Source organism: Streptococcus sp. 1055 (assembly GCF_013276815.1).
GTDB lineage: Bacteria > Bacillota > Bacilli > Lactobacillales > Streptococcaceae > Streptococcus > Streptococcus pseudopneumoniae.
Genome location: NZ_VMLT01000018.1, coordinates 1 through 19,394, shown reverse-complemented (window position 1 = coordinate 19,394; position 19,394 = coordinate 1). Strand labels below are relative to the sequence as shown.

Annotated in this window: 14 protein-coding genes; all 14 read left to right on the top strand. The window is 37.5% G+C overall.

Annotated elements, in window-relative coordinates; translation table 11 throughout:
• Nucleotides 1–78 precede the first annotated feature (78 nt).
• The 14 genes from HT699_RS01985 to HT699_RS01925 all read left to right on the top strand — a co-directional run bounded on the left by HT699_RS01985 (nucleotide 79) and on the right by HT699_RS01925 (nucleotide 19,003).
• Nucleotides 79–366: a rhodanese-like domain-containing protein gene (locus HT699_RS01985; RefSeq protein ID WP_166727935.1), complete on the top strand. Its 288-nt coding sequence runs from the start codon at nucleotides 79–81 to the stop codon at nucleotides 364–366.
• 171 nt (nucleotides 367–537) lie between these two features.
• The gene (gene brnQ, locus HT699_RS01980; RefSeq protein ID WP_031222542.1) at nucleotides 538–1,863 is read left to right on the top strand and encodes a branched-chain amino acid transport system II carrier protein; all 1,326 of its coding nucleotides are present in this window, start codon (nucleotides 538–540) and stop codon (nucleotides 1,861–1,863) included.
• Between the two features lie 203 nt (nucleotides 1,864–2,066).
• A complete protein-coding gene (locus HT699_RS01975) occupies nucleotides 2,067–3,104 on the top strand; it encodes a M42 family metallopeptidase (RefSeq protein WP_138705977.1) in 1,038 nt (345 codons plus the stop codon).
• Nucleotide 3,105: 1 nt separating this feature from the next.
• A complete protein-coding gene (locus HT699_RS01970; protein WP_172934062.1) occupies nucleotides 3,106–3,549 on the top strand; it encodes an HIT family protein in 444 nt (147 codons plus the stop codon).
• Between the two features lie 84 nt (nucleotides 3,550–3,633).
• The gene (ldcB, locus tag HT699_RS01965) at nucleotides 3,634–4,350 is read left to right on the top strand and encodes an LD-carboxypeptidase LdcB/DacB (protein WP_138704340.1); all 717 of its coding nucleotides are present in this window, start codon (nucleotides 3,634–3,636) and stop codon (nucleotides 4,348–4,350) included.
• A 308-nt stretch (nucleotides 4,351–4,658) separates the two neighbouring features.
• Entirely contained in the window at nucleotides 4,659–5,084 is a 426-nt protein-coding gene (rplK, locus tag HT699_RS01960; RefSeq protein WP_001085812.1) for a 50S ribosomal protein L11, read from the top strand.
• Nucleotides 5,085–5,291: 207 nt separating this feature from the next.
• Nucleotides 5,292–5,981 carry a 50S ribosomal protein L1 gene (rplA, locus tag HT699_RS01955; RefSeq protein WP_001085675.1) on the top strand — a complete coding sequence of 230 codons (690 nt, stop codon included), beginning with the start codon at nucleotides 5,292–5,294 and terminating at the stop codon, nucleotides 5,979–5,981.
• A 391-nt stretch (nucleotides 5,982–6,372) separates the two neighbouring features.
• Entirely contained in the window at nucleotides 6,373–6,582 is a 210-nt protein-coding gene (locus HT699_RS12110) for a hypothetical protein (RefSeq protein WP_223200444.1), read from the top strand.
• A 398-nt stretch (nucleotides 6,583–6,980) separates the two neighbouring features.
• Nucleotides 6,981–7,226, top strand: a complete 246-nt coding sequence (locus HT699_RS12105) for a hypothetical protein (RefSeq protein ID WP_000643408.1) — start codon at nucleotides 6,981–6,983, stop codon at nucleotides 7,224–7,226.
• A gap of 400 nt (nucleotides 7,227–7,626) precedes the next feature.
• Nucleotides 7,627–8,619 (top strand): ATP-binding cassette domain-containing protein, encoded by a 993-nt coding sequence (locus HT699_RS01945; RefSeq protein WP_172934061.1) that lies wholly within the window; start codon nucleotides 7,627–7,629, stop codon nucleotides 8,617–8,619.
• A gap of 1 nt (nucleotide 8,620) precedes the next feature.
• A complete protein-coding gene (locus tag HT699_RS01940) occupies nucleotides 8,621–9,439 on the top strand; it encodes an ABC-2 family transporter protein (protein ID WP_172934060.1) in 819 nt (272 codons plus the stop codon).
• Between the two features lies 1 nt (nucleotide 9,440).
• Nucleotides 9,441–10,226, top strand: coding sequence for an ABC transporter permease (locus HT699_RS01935; RefSeq protein ID WP_000760734.1), 786 nt, complete (start codon nucleotides 9,441–9,443; stop codon nucleotides 10,224–10,226).
• Between the two features lie 370 nt (nucleotides 10,227–10,596).
• Nucleotides 10,597–11,856 (top strand): IS1380 family transposase, encoded by a 1,260-nt coding sequence (locus HT699_RS01930; RefSeq protein ID WP_172934059.1) that lies wholly within the window; start codon nucleotides 10,597–10,599, stop codon nucleotides 11,854–11,856.
• Nucleotides 11,857–12,433: 577 nt separating this feature from the next.
• Nucleotides 12,434–19,003, top strand: a complete 6,570-nt coding sequence (locus tag HT699_RS01925; RefSeq protein WP_172934058.1) for a S8 family serine peptidase — start codon at nucleotides 12,434–12,436, stop codon at nucleotides 19,001–19,003.
• Nucleotides 19,004–19,394 lie beyond the last annotated feature (391 nt).

Here is a 19,394-nt window from a genome sequence, read left to right as displayed (position 1 = left end):
AAGTCAGTAACCATACCTATGGCAAGGCAACGCTGACGTGGTTTGAAGAGATTTTCGAAGAGTATTAGGAGAAAAAGAATGAAAGAAATAACCTTTGACGCATTTTACCAGCTTTATCAAAACGACCAACTTTCTCTAGTGGACGTGAGAGAAGTGGACGAATTTGAAACTCTTCATTTAGAAGGTGCCCACAACCTACCACTTAGTCAATTGGCTGATACCTATGATCAGTTGAACAAGGACCAGTTACATTATGTTATTTGCAAATCTGGAATGAGATCGGCGCGTGCTTGCCAATTCCTATCAGAACAAGGTTATGATGTTATCAATGTACAAGGTGGCATGACGGCCTTTGAAGAACTCTAAACGTAAGAATTTTCTCCTGCTTGGTGTGGACTGGGTAGGAGAATTTTATTTTTAGACAATTCTCATTTTTAAGAATCTTGAAAACATTCAATATTTACTTCGTGAAGCTTTTTTCATACTCCTATTCATGATATACTAGGTCAGTATTTTATAAATATGAAGGAGATTTTCATGGCTAAAAAAGGTGCCCTAACAGGTTTGCTCCTGTTTGGAATATTTTTTGGTGCGGGGAACTTGATTTTTCCGCCTTCTCTAGGTGCTCTATCTGGAGAACATTTTCTTCCTGCCATCGCAGGTTTTGTTTTTTCAGGCGTAGGTATCGCCGTTTTGACCCTTATTATTGGAACGCTAAATCCTAAAGGATATATTTACGAGATTTCAACAAAGATAGCGCCTTGGTTTGCGACTCTTTACCTCTCAGTTCTTTACTTGTCAATTGGTCCATTCTTTGCTATCCCACGTACAGCTACAACAGCTTACGAAGTAGGGATTAGCCCCCTTTTGTCGGATGCAAATAAAGGTCTTGGTTTGATTGTCTTTACGGTTCTTTACTTTGCAGCAGCCTATTTGATTTCGCTTAATCCATCAAAAATCTTAGACCGTATCGGCCGTATTTTAACGCCAGTCTTTGCGATTTTGATTGTTATCTTGGTTGTTCTGGGAGCTTTCAAATACGGTGGAACAAGTCCTCAAGCTGCTTCAGCTGCTTATCAAGCTTCTGCCTTTGGGACAGGTTTCCTAGAAGGTTATAACACCTTGGACGCCCTCGCCTCAGTTGCCTTTAGCGTAATCGCAGTTCAAACCTTGAAACAACTTGGATTTTCAAGTAAGAAAGAATACATTTCGACTATTTGGGTGGTTGGTATCGTTGTAGCCCTTGCCTTTAGTGCTCTTTACATTGGTTTAGGATTCCTTGGAAATCATTTCCCAGTACCAGCTGAGGCTATGAAGGGTGGAACACCAGGTGTTTACATCTTGTCACAAGCCACTCAAGAAATATTTGGTTCAACAGCTCAACTCTTCCTCGCAGCTATGGTTACTGTAACCTGCTTCACAACAACAGTTGGTCTGATTGTGTCAACAGCTGAGTTCTTTAATGAACGCTTCCCACAAATCAGCTACAAGGTTTATGCGACAGCCTTTACCTTGATTGGCTTTGCCATTGCCAATTTGGGTCTTGATGCGATTATCAAGTACTCCATTCCAGTATTGGTTATCTTGTACCCAATCACAATTGCCATCGTTATGATTGTCATTGTCAACAAATTCGTGGCTCTTTCAAAACCAGGTATGCAGTTGACAATTGCTGTTGTTACAGCTATTGGCATTGCAAGCGTACTAGGAAGCTCCTTTAAGGTTGAATTTTTTGCAAATCTTGTTAGCGTTCTTCCTTTTGCCAAGGCCTCACTCCCATGGTTGGTTCCAGCCATTGTCGGAATCTTGCTCTCATTGGTTCTACCAAACAAGCAAGAAAGTGATGTTTTTGAAATGGAATAATCACTAATACTCTTCGAAAATCAAATTCAAACCGCGTCAACGTCGCCTTGTCGTACTCAAGTACAGCCTGCGGCTAGTTTCCTAGTTTGCTCTTTGATTTTCATTGAGTATAAAATCACTTTTGTAGTCAAGGCTACAGGAGTGATTTTCTTTTTTTATCCGATGATAAATGTGTTATAATAGGTAGCAAAAGAGGTAAATAAATGAATCAAACAGTAGAATATATCAAAGAACTGACAGCTATTGCGTCGCCAACAGGCTTCACTCGTGAGATTTCAGACTATTTAGTCAAGACTCTAGAAGCTTTTGGGTACCAGCCAGTTCGCACAGCCAAGGGCGGTGTTAATGTAACCATTAAAGGTCAAAATGATGAGGAACAACGCTATGTGACTGCCCATGTAGATACGCTTGGTGCTATTGTCCGTGCTGTCAAACCAGACGGCCGTCTCAAATTGGACCGTATTGGTGGTTTTCCTTGGAATATGATTGAAGGAGAAAACTGTACCGTTCATGTGTCTAGCACAGGTGAAAAAGTATCAGGAACCATCCTCATCCACCAAACTTCTTGTCATGTTTATAAGGATGCAGGAACTGCAGAACGTACGCAGGACAATATGGAAGTGCGTTTGGATGCAAAAGTAACCAATGAAAAAGAAACTCGTGCTCTTGGAATTGAGGTCGGTGATTTTATCAGCTTTGACCCACGAACGGTCGTGACAGAGACAGGTTTTATCAAGTCTCGTCATTTGGATGATAAGGTCAGCGCAGCGATTTTGCTTAATCTGCTTCGCATTTATAAGGAAGAGAAGATTGAATTACCTGTAACAACTCATTTTGCCTTTTCAGTCTTTGAAGAAGTGGGACATGGGGCTAACTCTAATATTCCTGCTCAGGTAGTCGAATATCTGGCTGTTGATATGGGAGCTATGGGAGATGACCAGCAAACAGATGAGTACACAGTGTCCATCTGTGTCAAGGATGCTTCTGGACCTTATCACTATGACTTCCGTCAACATTTGGTTGCCTTGGCGAAAGAACAAGATATTCCATTTAAGCTGGATATCTATCCATTTTATGGTTCTGACGCTTCAGCGGCTATGTCTGCAGGGGCAGAGGTTAAACACGCCCTTCTCGGTGCTGGTATCGAGTCTAGCCATTCTTATGAGCGTACTCATATTGACTCGGTGGTTGCAACAGAGCGTATGGTTGATGCTTATCTGAAGAGCGCATTGGTAGACTAATATGTGCCTGATTTGCCAGAGAATTGAGCTCATCAAGAAGGGAGAAAATCCCTATTTTGTCAAAGAATTAGGAACAGGATATGTAGTCATTGGAGATCACCAGTATTTTGCAGGCTATAGTCTTTTTCTAGCCAAGGAACACGTTACCGAATTGCACCATTTGAAAAAGGAAACAAGACTACGTTTTCTCGAAGAAATGAGTCTAGTCCAAGAGGCAGTTGCCAAGGCCTTTACTGCTGAGAAAATGAATATCGAACTGCTAGGAAATGGCGATGCCCATCTCCACTGGCACCTTTTCCCTAGACGAAGAGGTGACATGAATAGTCACGGTCTCAAGGGGCGTGGTCCAGTTTGGTGGGTTCCTTTTGAAGAAATGACAGCAGAAACCTGCCAAGCAAAATCGGAAGAGATTAAAAGATTATACTCAATGAAAATNNGACGTTGACGTGGTTTGAAGAGATTTTCGAAGAGTATTAGTCGAATGTTTATCGTCAGAACTAGATAACCTATTAGAAATAAAGGAGTAGAAATGAAAAAAAGATACCTTGTCTTGACAGCCTTGCTAGCCTTGACATTGGCAGCTTGTTCACAAGAAAAAACAAAAAATGAAGATGGAGCAGCTAAAACAGAGCAAACAGCTAAAGCTGATGGAACAGTCGGTAGTAATTCTCAAGGAACTGCCCAGAAAAAAGCAGAAGTGGTCAATAAAGGAGACTACTACAGCATCCAAGGGAAATACGATGAAATCATCGTAGCAAATAAACACTATCCATTGTCGAAAGACTATAATCCGGGGGAAAATCCAACAGCCAAGGCTGAGTTGGTCAAACTCATCAAAGCGATGCAAGAGGCAGGTTTCCCTATTAGTAATCATTACAGTGGTTTTAGAAGTTATGAAACTCAGACCAAGCTCTATCAAGATTATGTCAACCAAGATGGAAAGGCAGCAGCTGACCGTTACTCTGCCCGTCCTGGCTATAGCGAACACCAGACAGGCTTGGCCTTTGATGTGATTGGGACTGATGGTGATTTGGTGACAGAAGAAAAAGCAGCCCAATGGCTCTTGGATCATGCAGCTGATTATGGCTTTGTTGTCCGTTATCTCAAAGGCAAGGAAAAGGAAACAGGCTATATGGCTGAGGAATGGCACCTGCGTTATGTAGGAAAAGAAGCTAAAGAAATTGCTGCAAGTGGTCTCAGTTTGGAAGAATACTATGGCTTTGAAGGCGGAGACTACGTCGATTAATACTCTTCGAAAATCTCTTCAAACCACGTCAGCGTCGCCTTACCTACTGACTGCGTCGGTTCTATTCACAACCTCAAAACAGTGTTTTGAGCTGACTTCGTCAGTTTTATCTGCAATCTCAAAGCTGTACTTTGAGCAGCCTGCGGCTAGCTTCCTAGTTTGCTCTTTGATTTTCATTGAGTATAAAAAATAAACTTTTCTCTTGCAATTCCAGATAAATAGTGTATAATGGATGGGTATGTGAAAAACATACTTGTGGGAGGTAAAAATCTCTAATTACCGCCAAAACCACAAAGGAGGATTTAAAAATGGCTAAAAAAGTCGAAAAACTTGTAAAATTGCAAATCCCTGCTGGTAAAGCTACACCAGCTCCACCGGTTGGACCTGCTCTTGGTCAAGCTGGTATCAACATCATGGGATTCACAAAAGAGTTCAACGCTCGTACAGCTGACCAAGCTGGGATGATCATTCCAGTTGTTATCTCAGTTTACGAAGATAAATCATTTACTTTCGTTACGAAAACACCACCAGCTGCTGTTCTTTTGAAAAAAGCTGCAGGTGTTGAAAAAGGATCAAGTACACCTAATAAAACTAAAGTTGCTACAGTTACTCGTGCACAAGTACAAGAGATTGCAGAAACTAAGATGCCGGATTTGAACGCAGCAAACGTAGAGTCTGCAATGCGTATGATCGAAGGTACTGCTCGTTCTATGGGATTCACTGTTGTTGACTAATCAATAACACAGTAGAAAATCTCACAGCAGTCTATTAGTTGTTTTTCATACCAGGCAAGTGACTGATGCTTGTACTTGGGTACAGTAAGGGAACTTAAGGCCGTAGGAAAAGGAAAATAATAGACTGATAACCCGCAAGACTTCATCATTTCGAGAAGTGACGTGGGAGATGAAAATCGATTGAACCACTTACAAGGAGAATAGAAAATGGCTAAAAAAAGCAAACAACTTCGTGCTGCTCTTGAGAAAATCGACAGCACAAAAGCATACAGCGTAGAAGAAGCTGTAGCACTTGCAAAAGAAACTAACTTTGCAAAATTTGACGCAACTGTAGAAGTTGCTTACAACTTGAACATCGACGTTAAAAAAGCTGACCAACAAATCCGTGGAGCAATGGTATTGCCAAACGGTACTGGTAAAACTTCACGCGTTCTTGTTTTCGCACGTGGTGCAAAAGCTGAAGAAGCAAAAGCTGCTGGTGCAGACTTTGTTGGTGAAGATGACCTTGTTGCTAAAATCAACGACGGTTGGTTGGACTTCGACGTAGTTATCGCTACACCTGATATGATGGCTCTTGTTGGACGTCTTGGACGTGTCCTTGGACCACGTAACTTGATGCCAAACCCTAAAACTGGTACTGTAACAATGGATGTTGCTAAAGCAGTTGAAGAGTCTAAAGGTGGTAAAATCACTTACCGTGCTGACCGTGCAGGTAACGTTCAAGCAATCATCGGTAAAGTATCATTTGAAGCTGAAAAATTGGTTGAAAACTTTAAAGCTTTCAACGAAACAATCCAAAAAGCAAAACCAGCTACAGCTAAAGGAACTTACGTAACAAACTTGACTATCACAACTACTCAAGGTGTTGGTATCAAAGTTGACGTAAACTCACTTTAATCAGTAGTTAAAGTAATGTAAAAAAGTTGAAGACGCTATGTCTCAACTTTTTTTGACTTCAAAATCTAGTGGAATGAATCTGGAATAGTCCATCGAGCTTTCTAATACTCTTCGAAAATCTCTTCAAACCACGTCAACGTCGCCTTGCCGTGCGTATGGTTACTGACTTCGNNCAGTGTTTTGAGCAACCTGAGGCTAGTTTCCTAGTTTGCTCTTTGGTTTTCATTGAGTATAACACATTGTTAGAAGTTGGTTTAAATTTCCTAATCAGTTTGTTCACATTTACCTTCGATATATTATATCCCATAGTTAAGGTTGGTCATACAGATGATTATAGTCATGGAGCCGTAAAACTTAGTGTTTCTTTAGTTGACAAAGATGCCATGAAAAAATATCTGTAACTGTAATAGGATATTTTGAAATAAATATAGATGAAAATATCACCGATATTCTATACGTAAATGGTACTGCTATTCTTTGTCCTTATTTACGTTCTATTGTTTCAATAGTTTCGGCAATTGATAGCAGTGAAGCAATGTTGCTACCTACCATTAATGTTTTAGAGTTACTAGATAAATCTCAACCTTTTGAAGAAGAATAATTTATTAGCTCACTAAATTGAGGGTAAGGAAAAGTAAAAGCAGTAAGAAAAATGTCTTGCATTATACAGCAACCTTTTGGGAATGAGTAGATGGATTGAATAAAATTTGATTAAGAGTGGATGATTTATCTGTAGATTATTATTGGACAGTTAGTCTTGAAGTAGTCTAAGAATTAGGTTATAATCAGTAGAAGCCTTGCTAATAATGAGGAGGTTAGTTTATGTATAGTAGACTGAATCTAAAATAGTATGAAACAATTGCTAAAACATTTATAGAAATTAATTTTACTTTTCCAATCAATTTGTTCTCATCTTATTTCAATCCGCTATATATTATGGTATCGAATCTTCATCAGAATGATAAAATTAATCAATTAATATCTGATTACAAACAGAATATGAAAGCTTTTTATATCACTATTGAAAAATTTATACGAGATGATGAAAGTCTTAAGTGTTATTTTACAAAGGTTATTTCAAGTCGTTCCAAGGTAACAAGTCTAAATCAGATTGAAGCTGATAAAACGATACAAAGAAAATATTCAAGTGAGCTAAAAAAATTTATTGGATTTTATAATGAGATTATTTGTGAGGAAAATAGTTTCCTACATGTACGAAAGAGGTGGTCGAGTTGGTTTAGGTAGTCGGTGCGTGAGTTGATAATTCTCAGGGTATGGACTTCTTTTTCATGAATGAGGTAAAAGAGCAGGTATTGTTTAGAGACAATCATTTTGAGCATATTTTCTGGATAGAGGGAGTATCCGATTTTATGATCAAAGTTAATACCGCCCTCTGGTGAGAAGATGAGTAGGTTGGTAATTTAAACTATTAAACAGAATTTTTGATTAAAAGTATTATTTCATGAGAGAAATCCTAATTTCACAATCCATAGGCAAACGCTTGCATTCTGTTTTTTATTGGACTATAATAGGTTGGTATAAAGCCTTCTGTAGTAATAAAATGTAGAAGGTGTAGAAAGTAAGGATTTAGAATATTTGTAGTTAAAAACACAATGTTGCTATTCCTTACGATAGGGAGATAGATATGGCAATGATAGAAGTGGAACATCTTCAGAAACATTTTGTGAAGATTGTTAAGGAACCGAGCTTGAAGGGGGCTTTGCGCTCCTTTATTCATCCTGAAAAGCAGACCTTTGAAGCGGTCAAGGATTTGACCTTTGAGGTTCCAAAAGGGCAGATTTTAGGATTTATCGGGGCAAATGGTGCTGGGAAGTCGACAACCATTAAAATGCTGACAGGAATTTTGAAACCAACATCTGGTTTTTGTCGGATTAACGGCAAGATTCCCCAGGACAATCGGCAAGATTATGTCAAAGATATTGGCGTAGTCTTTGGACAACGCACCCAGCTATGGTGGGATTTGGCTCTGCAAGAGACCTACACTGTCTTAAAAGAGATTTATGATGTGCCAAACTCGCTCTTTCATAAGCGCATGGACTTTTTGAATGAAGTCTTGGATTTGAAGGACTTTATCAAGGATCCCGTGCGGACTCTTTCACTGGGACAACGGATGCGGGCGGATATTGCGGCCTCCTTGCTCCACAATCCCAAGGTTCTTTTTTTAGATGAGCCGACCATTGGTTTGGACGTTTCGGTTAAGGATAATATTCGTCGGGCAATTACTCAGATCAATCAAGAGGAAGAAACTACCATTCTTTTGACCACTCACGATTTGAGTGATATTGAGCAACTTTGTGATCGGATTTTCATGATTGACAAGGGGCAAGAGATTTTTGATGGAACGGTGAGCCAACTCAAGGAGACCTTTGGTAAGATGAAGACTCTCTCTTTTGAACTGCTACCAGGTCAAAGTCATCTCGTCTCTCACTATGAAGGTCTGTCTGATATGACCATTGATAGACAAGGAAACAGCCTCAACATTGAATTTGATAGTTCTCGCTACCAGTCAGCTGACATTATCAAGCAAACCCTATCTGATTTTGAAATCCGCGATTTGAAGATGGTGGATACGGATATTGAGGATATTATCCGTCGCTTCTACCGAAAGGAGCTCTAGGATGATCAAATTGTGGAGACGTTATAAACCCTTTATCAATGCAGGGGTTCAGGAGTTGATTACTTACCGAGTCAACTTTATTCTCTATCGGATTGGCGATGTCATGGGGGCTTTTGTGGCCTTTTATCTCTGGAAGGCTGTCTTTGATTCTTCGCAAGAGTCTTTGATTCAGGGCTTCAGTATGGCGGATATCACCCTCTACATCATCATGAGTTTTGTGACCAATCTTCTGACTAGATCCGATTCGTCCTTTATGATTGGGGAGGAGGTCAAGGATGGCTCCATTATCATGCGTTTGTTGCGACCAGTGCATTTTGCGGCCTCCTATCTTTTCACCGAGCTTGGTTCCAAGTGGTTGATTTTTATCAGCGTTGGCCTTCCATTTTTAAGTGTCATTGTTTTGATGAAAATCTTATCTGGGCAAGGGATTGTAGAAGTGCTGGGATTAACTGTCCTTTATCTCTTTAGCCTAACTTTGGCTTATCTGATTAACTTTTTCTTTAATATTTGCTTTGGATTTTCAGCCTTTGTGTTTAAAAATCTTTGGGGTTCCAATCTACTCAAGACTTCCATAGTGGCCTTTATGTCTGGAAGTTTGATTCCCTTGGCTTTCTTTCCAAAGGTTGTTGCAGATATTCTGTCCTTCCTGCCTTTTTCATCCTTGATTTATACCCCAGTCATGATTATTGTTGGGAAATACGATTCTAATCAGATGCTTCAGGCACTCGCTTTGCAGTTTTTCTGGCTCTTAGTGATGGTGGGCTTGTCTCAGTTGATTTGGAAACGAGTCCAGTCCTTTATCACCATTCAAGGAGGTTAGTATGAAAAAATATCAACGCATGCATCTGATTTTTATCAGACAATACATCAAGCAAATCATGGAATACAAGGTGGATTTTGTGGTTGGTGTCTTGGGAGTCTTTCTGACTCAAGGCCTGAATCTCTTATTTCTCAATGTCATCTTTCAACACATCCCATCCCTAGAAGGTTGGACTTTTCAAGAAATTGCCTTTATCTATGGTTTTTCCTTGATTCCTAAGGGCTTGGACCATCTCTTTTTTGACAATCTCTGGGCACTGGGGCAACGCTTGGTGCGAAAAGGAGAATTTGATAAGTATCTGACTCGTCCTATCAATCCTCTCTTTCACATCTTGGTTGAGACCTTTCAGATTGATGCCTTAGGCGAACTCTTGGTCGGTGGTATTTTATTGGGAACAACCATGACCAGCATTGCTTGGACTCTTCCAAAATTCCTGCTTTTCCTAGTCTGTATTCCTTTTGCGACCTTGATTTATACTTCTCTTAAAATCGCGACAGCCAGCATCGCTTTTTGGACCAAGCAGTCAGGGGCTATGATTTACATTTTCTATATGTTTAATGATTTTGCAAAGTATCCGATTTCGATTTACAATTCTCTTCTTCGTTGGTTGATTAGCTTTATCGTGCCTTTTGCCTTTACGGCCTACTATCCTGCTAGCTATTTTTTGCAGGACAAGGATGTACTCTTTAACATTGGAGGTTTGATTTTGATTTCCCTTGTCTTTTTTGGTATTTCCTTGAAACTATGGGACAGGGGCTTGGATTCTTATGAAAGTGCTGGATCCTAAGATGAAGAAACTCAAAGCCTTGTCTTAGGACAGGCTTTTTCTAATAGAGATGAAAATTCCTTGACATCTATTCTCAGAGTGCTATACTGTAAGTGTAATCGCCGATTTATCTCAGTTGGTAGAGCAAGGCACTCGTAAAGCCTAGGTCACAGGTGAACATATGACTGAAGATTTGAAAAAATAGATATGTATAAATAACCGTTAACCCCAATTATTCACCCCTAATCTAAAAACCCTCCAGAATCCTTGCCTTAGCTTAGATCCTGGATGGTTTCTTTTTTCACCCAATGGGTGTTTTTTACTAGACAAAAAAGAGTTTCACCTTTATGGTATAAGTGTAGAAAAAAACACAAAAAGAAAGGAAACTCACATGAACAGTTTACCAAATCATCACTTCCAAAACAAGTCTTTTTACCAACTATCTTTCGATGGAGGTCATTTCACCCAGTATGGTGGTCTTATCTTTTTTCAGGAACTTTTTTCCCAGTTGAAACTAAAAGAGCGGATTTCTAAGTATTTAGTAACGAATGACCAACGCCGCTACTGTCGTTATTCGGATTCAGATATCCTTGTCCAGTTCCTCTTTCAACTGTTAACAGGCTATGGAACGGACTATGCTTGTAAAGAATTGTCAGCTGATGCCTACTTTCCAAAAATGTTGGAAGGAGGGCAGCTTGCTTCACAGCCAACCTTATCCCGTTTTCTTTCCAGAACTGACGAGGAAACAGTCCATAGTTTGCGATGCCTCAACCTTGAATTGGTCGAATTCTTTTTACAGTTTCACCAGCTAAACCAACTCATTGTAGATATCGATTCTACCCATTTCACAGCTTATGGCAAGCAAGAAGGTGTTGCTTATAACGCCCACTATCGTGCTCATGGCTATCATCCTCTTTATGCTTTCGAGGGGAAGACAGGTTATTGTTTCAATGCCCAGCTTCGTCCTGGTAATCGTTATTGTTCTGAAGAGGCAGACAGTTTTATCACACCTGTTTTAGAACGGTTTAATCAACTTCTCTTTCGAATGGATAGTAGCTTTGCGACCCCAAAATTATACGATTTAATTGAAAAAACAGGGCAATACTACCTCATAAAACTCAAGAAAAATACTGTTCTGAGCCGTCTTGGAGACCTTTCCCTCCCTTGCCCACAGGATGAGGACTTAACCATCTTGCCCCACTCCGCCTACTCAGAAACTCTCTATCAAGCAGGATCTTGGTCGCACAAGCGTCGTGTCTGCCAGTTCTCTGAACGAAAACGTGGTCAAGCCGAGAATTTCATCAAGGAGATGAAGGAGGGATTTTTTGGCGATAAAACGGATAGTTCAAGCTTAATCAAAAACGAAGTTCGTATGATGATGAGCTGTATCGCCTACAATCTCTATCTTTTTCTCAAACATCTAGCTGGAGGTGACTTCCAAACTTTAACAATCAAACGCTTCCGCCATCTTTTTCTTCACGTGGTAGGAAAATGTGTTCGAACAGGACGCAAGCAGCTCCTCAAATTGTCTAGTCTCTATGCCTATTCCGAATTGTTTTCAGCACTTTATTCTAGGATTAGAAAAGTCAACCTGAATCTTCCTGTTCCTTATGAACCACCTAGAAGAAAAGCGTCGTTAATGATACATTAAAGAACAGTCGAGATGAAAAAATCGTGTGACGCACCAAGGGAGGAGTATGCCCTTTTGAGGAAATCTAGCGAGGAAAAATGATACTGGAACAGCAGAAAGTAAAACTGGCCTCATGAGGAGGAAGAAAGTGGCTCATGAGGTCAGGGGTTTTGTAAGTTACATCTAGTTGAGAGAGGTATGAATGATTTGGGGTTAAGTCTTATTCTTAGCGGTTATTTATATTGTTTAATAGCGCTGATATTTCATCAATGATGTTTGACTTTGTGATTTTGGTAGTGGTTCAATTTGATTGCTACTATTTTTGATGGTGTGAATGTTCTGACAATGTACCCCAGCTAACTACGAAAGTTTTTGACTCTATATTTTTAATGTGTATTAAAAAATAAATTAACACATATTAATTTTTCTTGACTTAAATTTAAAAAATGATATACTATTTTTATGGAGAGCTAACAATTATATATAAATGTACTACTCTATTTCCTAGATAATACTTAGTAAAACTTTTTATAACAAAGGCTAGCAAAGTTAAAGTTTTCTATCTATTGGAAGTTAAATAAATATGTAAGGAATTAAAATGAAAAAAAGTACAGTATTGTCATTAACCACAGCTGCAGTTATTTTAGCAGCCTATGCCCCTAATGAGGTAGTCTTAGCGGATACATCTAGCTCTGAAGATGCTTTAAATATCTCTGATAAAGAAAAAGTAGTAGTAGATAAGGAAACAGAAAATAAAGAGAAACATGAAGAGATTCATCATGCTATAGAAGCTTCAAAGGATACTGAAGAAAAGAAAACAACAATTATTGAGGAAAAAGAAGTTGTTAGTAAAAATCCTGTGATAGACACTAAAACTAGCAATGAAGAAGCAACAATCAAAGAAGATTCCGATCAATCCCAAGGAGATAATGCAGACTCGTCTGCAAATAAAGGCACAGAAAGTCCCAAAAAAGAGGATAGACTTGTCTATATTGCTGAATTTAAAGATGAAGAGTCTAGAGAAAAAGCAATCAAGGGACTATCCAGTCTTAAGAATACAAAAGTTTTATATACTTATGATAGAATTTTTAACGGTAGTGCCATAGAAACAACTCCAGATAACTTGGACAAAATTAAACAAATAGAAGGTATCTCATCGGTTGAAAGGGCACAAAAAGTCCAACCCATGATGAATCATGCCAGAAAGGAAATTGGAGTTGAGGAAGCTATTGATTACCTAAAGGCCATTAATGCTCAATTTGGAAGAAATTTTGATGGCAGAGGTATGGTCATTTCAAATATCGATACGGGGACAGATTATAGGCATAAGGCTATGAGAATCGATGATGATGCCAAAGCCTCAATGAGATTTAAAAAAGAAGACTTAAAAGGCACTGATAAAAATTATTGGTTGAGTGATAAAATTCCTCATGCTTTTAATTATTATAATGGTGGTAAAATTACCGTAGAAAGAGCTGATGATGGAAGTGATTATTTTGATCCCCATGGGATGCATATTGCAGGGATTCTTGCTGGAAATGATACTGAAAAAGACATCAAGAACTTTAATGGCATAGATGGAATTGCACCTAATGCACAGATCTTCTCTTATAAAATGTACTCTGACGCAGGATCTGGGTTCGCAGGGGATGAAACAATGTTTCATGCTATTGAAGATTCCATCAAACACAACGTTGATGTTGTTTCGGTATCATCTGGTTTTACAGGAACAGGTCTTGTAGGTGAGAAATATTGGCAAGCTATTAGAGCATTAAGAAAAGCAGGCATTCCAATGGTTGTCGCTACGGGTAACTATGCGACTTCTGCTTCAAGTTCTTCTTGGGATTTAGTGGCAAATAATCATCTGAAAATGACCGACACTGGAAATGTAACGCGAACAGCAGCACATGAAGATGCGATAGCGGTTGCATCTGCTAAAAATCAAACAGTTGAGTTTGATAAAGTTAACATAGGTGGAGAAAGTTTTAAATACAGAAATATAGGGGCCTTTTTCGATAAGCATAAAATCACAACAAATGAAGATGGTTCAAAAGCTCCTAGTAAATTGAAATTTGTATATATAGGCAAGGGCCAAGACCAAGATTTGATAGGTTTGGATCTTAAGGGCAAAATTGCAGTAATGGATAGAATTTATACAAAGGATTTAAAAAATGCTTTTAAAAAAGCTACGGATAAGGGCGCACGCGCCATTATGGTTGTAAATACTGTCAATTACTACAATAGAGATAATTGGACAGAGCTTCCAGCTATGGGATATGAAGCGGATGAAGGTACTAAAAGTCAAGTGTTTTCAATTTCAGGAGATGATGGTGTAAAGCTATGGAACATGATTAATCCTGATAAAAAGACTGAAGTCAAAAGAAATAATAAAGAAGATTTTAAAGATAAATTGGAGCAATACTATCCAATTGATATGGAAAGTTTTAATTCCAACAAACCGAATGTAGGTGACGAAAAAGAGATTGACTTTAAGTTTGCACCTGACACAGACAAAGAACTCTATAAAGAAGATATCATCGTTCCAGCAGGATCCACATCTTGGGGGCCAAGAGTAGATTTACTTTTAAAACCCGATGTTTCAGCACCTGGTAAAAATATTAAATCCACGCTTAATGTCATTAATGGTAAATCAACTTATGGCTATATGTCAGGAACTAGTATGGCAACTCCAATCGTAGCAGCTTCTACTGTTTTGATTAGACCGAAGTTAAAGGAAATGCTTGAAAGACCTGTATTGAAAAATCTTGAGGGAGATGACAAAATAGACCTTACAAGTCTTACAAAAATTGCTTTACAAAATACTGCGCGACCTATGATGGACGCAACGTCTTGGAAAGAAAAAAGCCAATACTTTGCATCACCTAGACAACAGGGAGCAGGGCTAATTAATGTTGCCAATGCTTTGAGAAATGAAGTTGTAGCGACTTTCAAAAACAAGGATTCTAAAGGTTTGGTAAACTCTTATGGTTCTATTTCTCTTAAAGAAATAAAAGGAGAAGAAAAATATTTTACAGTTAAGCTTCACAATACATCAGACAGACCTTTAACCTTTAAAGTTTCAGCATCAGCGATAACTACAGATTCTCTAACTGACAGATTAAAACTGGATGAAACATATAAAGATGAAAAATCTCCAGATGGGAAGCAAATTGTTCCAGAAATCCATCCAGAAAAAATCAAAGGAGCAAATATCACATTTGAGCATGATACTTTCACTATAGGCGCAAATTCTAGCTTTGATTTGAATGCGGTTATAAATGTTGGAGAGGCTAAAGACAAAAATAAATTTGTAGAATCATTTATTCATTTTGAGTCAGTGGAAGAAATGGAAGCTCTAAACTCTAACGGGAAGAAAATAAACTTCCAACCTTCTTTGTCGATGCCTCTAATGGGATTTGCTGGGAATTGGAACCACGAACCAATCCTTGATAAATGGGCCTGGGAAGAGGGTTCAAAATCAAAAACAATGGAAGGTTATGATGATGATGGTAAACCGAAAATTCCTGGAACCTTGAACAAGGGTATTGGTGGAGAACATGGTATAGATAAATTTAATCCAGCAGCTATTATTCAAAACAGAAAAGATAAAAATATTACATCACTAGACCAAGACCCAGACTTATTTGCCTTTAACAACCAAGGTATTCATGCAGAATCCACTAGTGGATCTAATGTTGCTAGGGTATATCCACTTGACTCAAAGGGAGAACCACAAAGTGTTTCACTAGAAAGAGGATTAACACCTTCTCCACTTGTATTAAGAAGTGCAGAAGAAGGATTGATTTCAATAGTAAATACAAATAAAGAGGGAGAAAATCAAAGAGACTTAAAAGTCATTTCGAGAGAACACTTTATTAGAGGAATTTTAAATTCTAAAAGCAATGATGCAAAGGGAATCAAATCATCTAAACTAAAAGTTTGGGGTGATTTGAAGTGGGATGGACTCATCTATAACCCTAGAGGTAGAGAAGAAAATGAACCAGAAAGTAAGGATAACCAAGATCCAGCTACTAGGATAAGAGGACAATTTGAATCAATAGCTGAGGGTCAATACTTCTACAAATTCAAATATAGATTAACCAAGGATTATCCATGGCAAGTTTCTTATATACCAGTAAAAATTGATAATACAGCTCCAAAAATTATTTCAATTGATTTTTCTAATCCAGATAAAATTAAATTGATCGCAAAAGATACCTACCACAAGGTAAAGGATGAGTACAAACACGAAACCTTGTTTGCTAGAGACCAAAAAGAACATCCTGAGAAATTTGAAGAAGTAGCCAACGAAGTATGGTACGCAGGTGCAGCTCTTGTCGATAAGTATGGAGATGTTGAGAAAAGTCTTGATGTAACGTACGCCGGAGAGGGTGAGGGAAGAAATAGGAAGCTTGATAAAGATGGAAATACTATCTACGAAATTAGCGGAGCAGGAGATTTAAGAGGAAAAATCATCGAAGTAATCGCCCTAGATGGTGCAAGCAACTTCACCAAAATCCATAGAATTAAATTTGATGACCAAGCTGATGAAAAAGGAATGATTTCTTATTACCTAGTAGATCCTGACAAAGATGCTTCTAAATATGAAAAACTAGGTGAAATTTCTGAAGAAAAACTCAAAAATGCAAAGAGCCCAGAGGAAAATACCAATAATAATCAAGCTAAGGATGAAGATTCAAAACCAGCTGAAGAAAGTTCAGTTGAGGGAGAAGCTAGCCTTGAAATAAATAAAACTATTTCAACAATTAGAGACTTTGAAAATAAAGACCTAAAGAAACTCATTAAAAAGAAATATAGGGAAGAATATGACTTTGTAACTGGTGGAAAAAGAACAGTAGAGCTTGATTATCAATATGACGATGAAGGAAATATAACTGCCTATGAAGATAAGAGTGCTCTAGAATATGAAACTGAGAAACTTGATGATGTTAAATCAAAACTTGGTGGAGTATTAAGCCCATCAAAGGATGGACATTTTGAAATTCTTGGAAAAGTAAGTAATGTATCCAAAAATGCTAAGGCTTACTATGGCAATGACTTCAAATTAATAGAAATTAAGGCAAGTAAATACGACCCACAAACTAAAACTCTAACCTTTGACTTATTTGCAAACACAAATGATGTAGTCGATGGTCTATCCTTTACGGGTGATATGAATATCCTTGTAAAAGATAAGGGTGAAACAAAAGCTAAAACTAAAATTAGAATGCCTGAAAAAAATAAGGAAACTAAAACAGAATATCCCTATGCATCAAGTTATGGGAATGTAATCGAATTAGGAGAAGGAGATCTTTCAAAGAACAAACCAAACAATTTAACTGAAATGGAATCTGGTAAAATCTATTCTGATTCAGAAAAACAACAATATCTGTTAAAGGATAACATCATTCTAAGAAAAGGCTATGCACTAAAAGTGACTACCTATAATCCTGGAAAAACGGATATGTTAGCAGGGAATGGAGTTTATAGCAAGGAAGATATAGCAAAAATACAAAAGACCAATCCTAATCTAAGAGTCCTTTCAGAAACAACAATTTATGCTGATAGTAGAAATGTTAAAGATGGAAGAAGCACTCAATCAGTATTAATGTCGGCTTTGGACGGCTTTAACATTGTAAGATATCAAGTGTTTACCTTTAACATGAATGATAAAGGGGAAGCAATCGATAAAGATGGAAATCTTGTGACAGATTCCTCTAAACTTGTATTATTTGGTAAAGATAATAAAGAGTATCATGGGGAGGAATATTCTAATGTAGAAGCTATAAAAGAAGATGGCTCCATGTTATTTATTGATACCAAACCAGTAAACCTTTCAATGGATAAGAACTACTTTAATCCATCTAAATCTAATAAAATTTATGTACGAAATCCAGAATTTTATTTAAGAGGTAAGATTTCTGATAAGGGTGGTTTTAACTGGGAATTGAGAGTTAATGAATCGGTTGTAGATAATTATTTAATCTACGGAGATTTACATATTGATAACACTAGAGATTTTAACGTTAAGCTTAATGTTAAAGACGGTGACATCATGGACTGGGGAATGAAAGACTATAAAGCAAACGGATTTCCAGATAAGGTAACAGATATGGATGGAAATGTTTATCTTCAAACTGGCTATAGCGATTTGAATGCGAAAGCAGTTGGAGTCCACTATCAGTTTTTATATGATAATGTTAAACCCGAAGTAAACATTGATCCTAAGGGAAATACTAGTATCGAATATGCTGATGGAAAATCTGTAGTCTTTAACATCAATGATAAAAGAAATAATGGATTCGATGGTGAGATTCAAGAACAACATATTTATGTAAATGGAAAAGAATATACATCATTTGATGATATTAAACAACTAACAGATAAGACACTAAATATTAAGATTCTTGTAAAAGATTTCGCAAGAAATACAACCGTAAAAGAATTTATTTTAAATAAAGATACGGGAGAAATGAGCGAATTAAAACCTCATAGGGTGACTGTGACCATTCAAAATGGAAAAGAAATGAGTTCTCAGATAGTGCCGGAAGAAGATTTTATTTTACCTGTCTATAAGGGTGAATTAGAAAAAGGCTATCAATTTGATGGTTGGGAAATTGCTGGTTTCGAAGGTAAAAAAGACGCTGGCTATGTTATTAATCTATCAAAAGATACCCTTATAAAACCTGTATTCAAGAAAATAGAGGAGAAAAAGGAGGAGGAAAATAAACCTACTTTTGATGTATCCAAAAAGAAAGATAAGGTGCAAGCAAATCATAATCAATTAGATGAAAGTCACAGAAAAGAGGATTTACAAAGAGAAGATCATTCACACAAATTTGATTCAACTAAAGATGTCAAAACTACAGTTCCTGTACAAGTAAATTATAGTCAATTAGATGAAAGTCAAAGATCTGATTCAACTAAGGATGTTACAGCTCCAGTTCCTGATAAAAATGATAAAAACTTTGAAAATGAGAAGGAAGTTTATCTTAATGAACCAGAGAACATAGCTAATAAAGATACCAATATTGATAGTAAATCAACTACTAACAATGATAGGTTGCCAAAAACCGGAACAGTTAGCGAAGTCTTCACGTCATTGGTTGCCGGAATAATGTTTACCTTAGGTGCATTTCTTGGATTGAAGAAAAAAGATCAAGATTAGGACAAAAGCTATAGAAAAATGGTTTGTGTACTGAGATGAGATAGTGTGGTGATGAGACAGTTTTGTGAAAATAGCCATTTATAACTCAATAATTCAATTATTTAGTTTACTTTACTATTGGTACTCTTTTTGGATTTAGTAATGGACTTAGTTTTGATAACTAATGAATTGATTGAAAGGGTTAGTATTGACAAATATTGATCACATTGATTAGATAATAAAGTCTTTCAAAATTTAAAGTCTACTTTATTTTATAGAGGTGATGAAATAATTTCAGTGAAGGAATTAAGTAGCGTTTGGTTGCTTAATTCCTTTTTATTTGGAAGGAAGTTTTTCACCTGCTTCGTAACCGCCCAATAACGAAGTATAGTAGTAACCGCCCAATAACGAA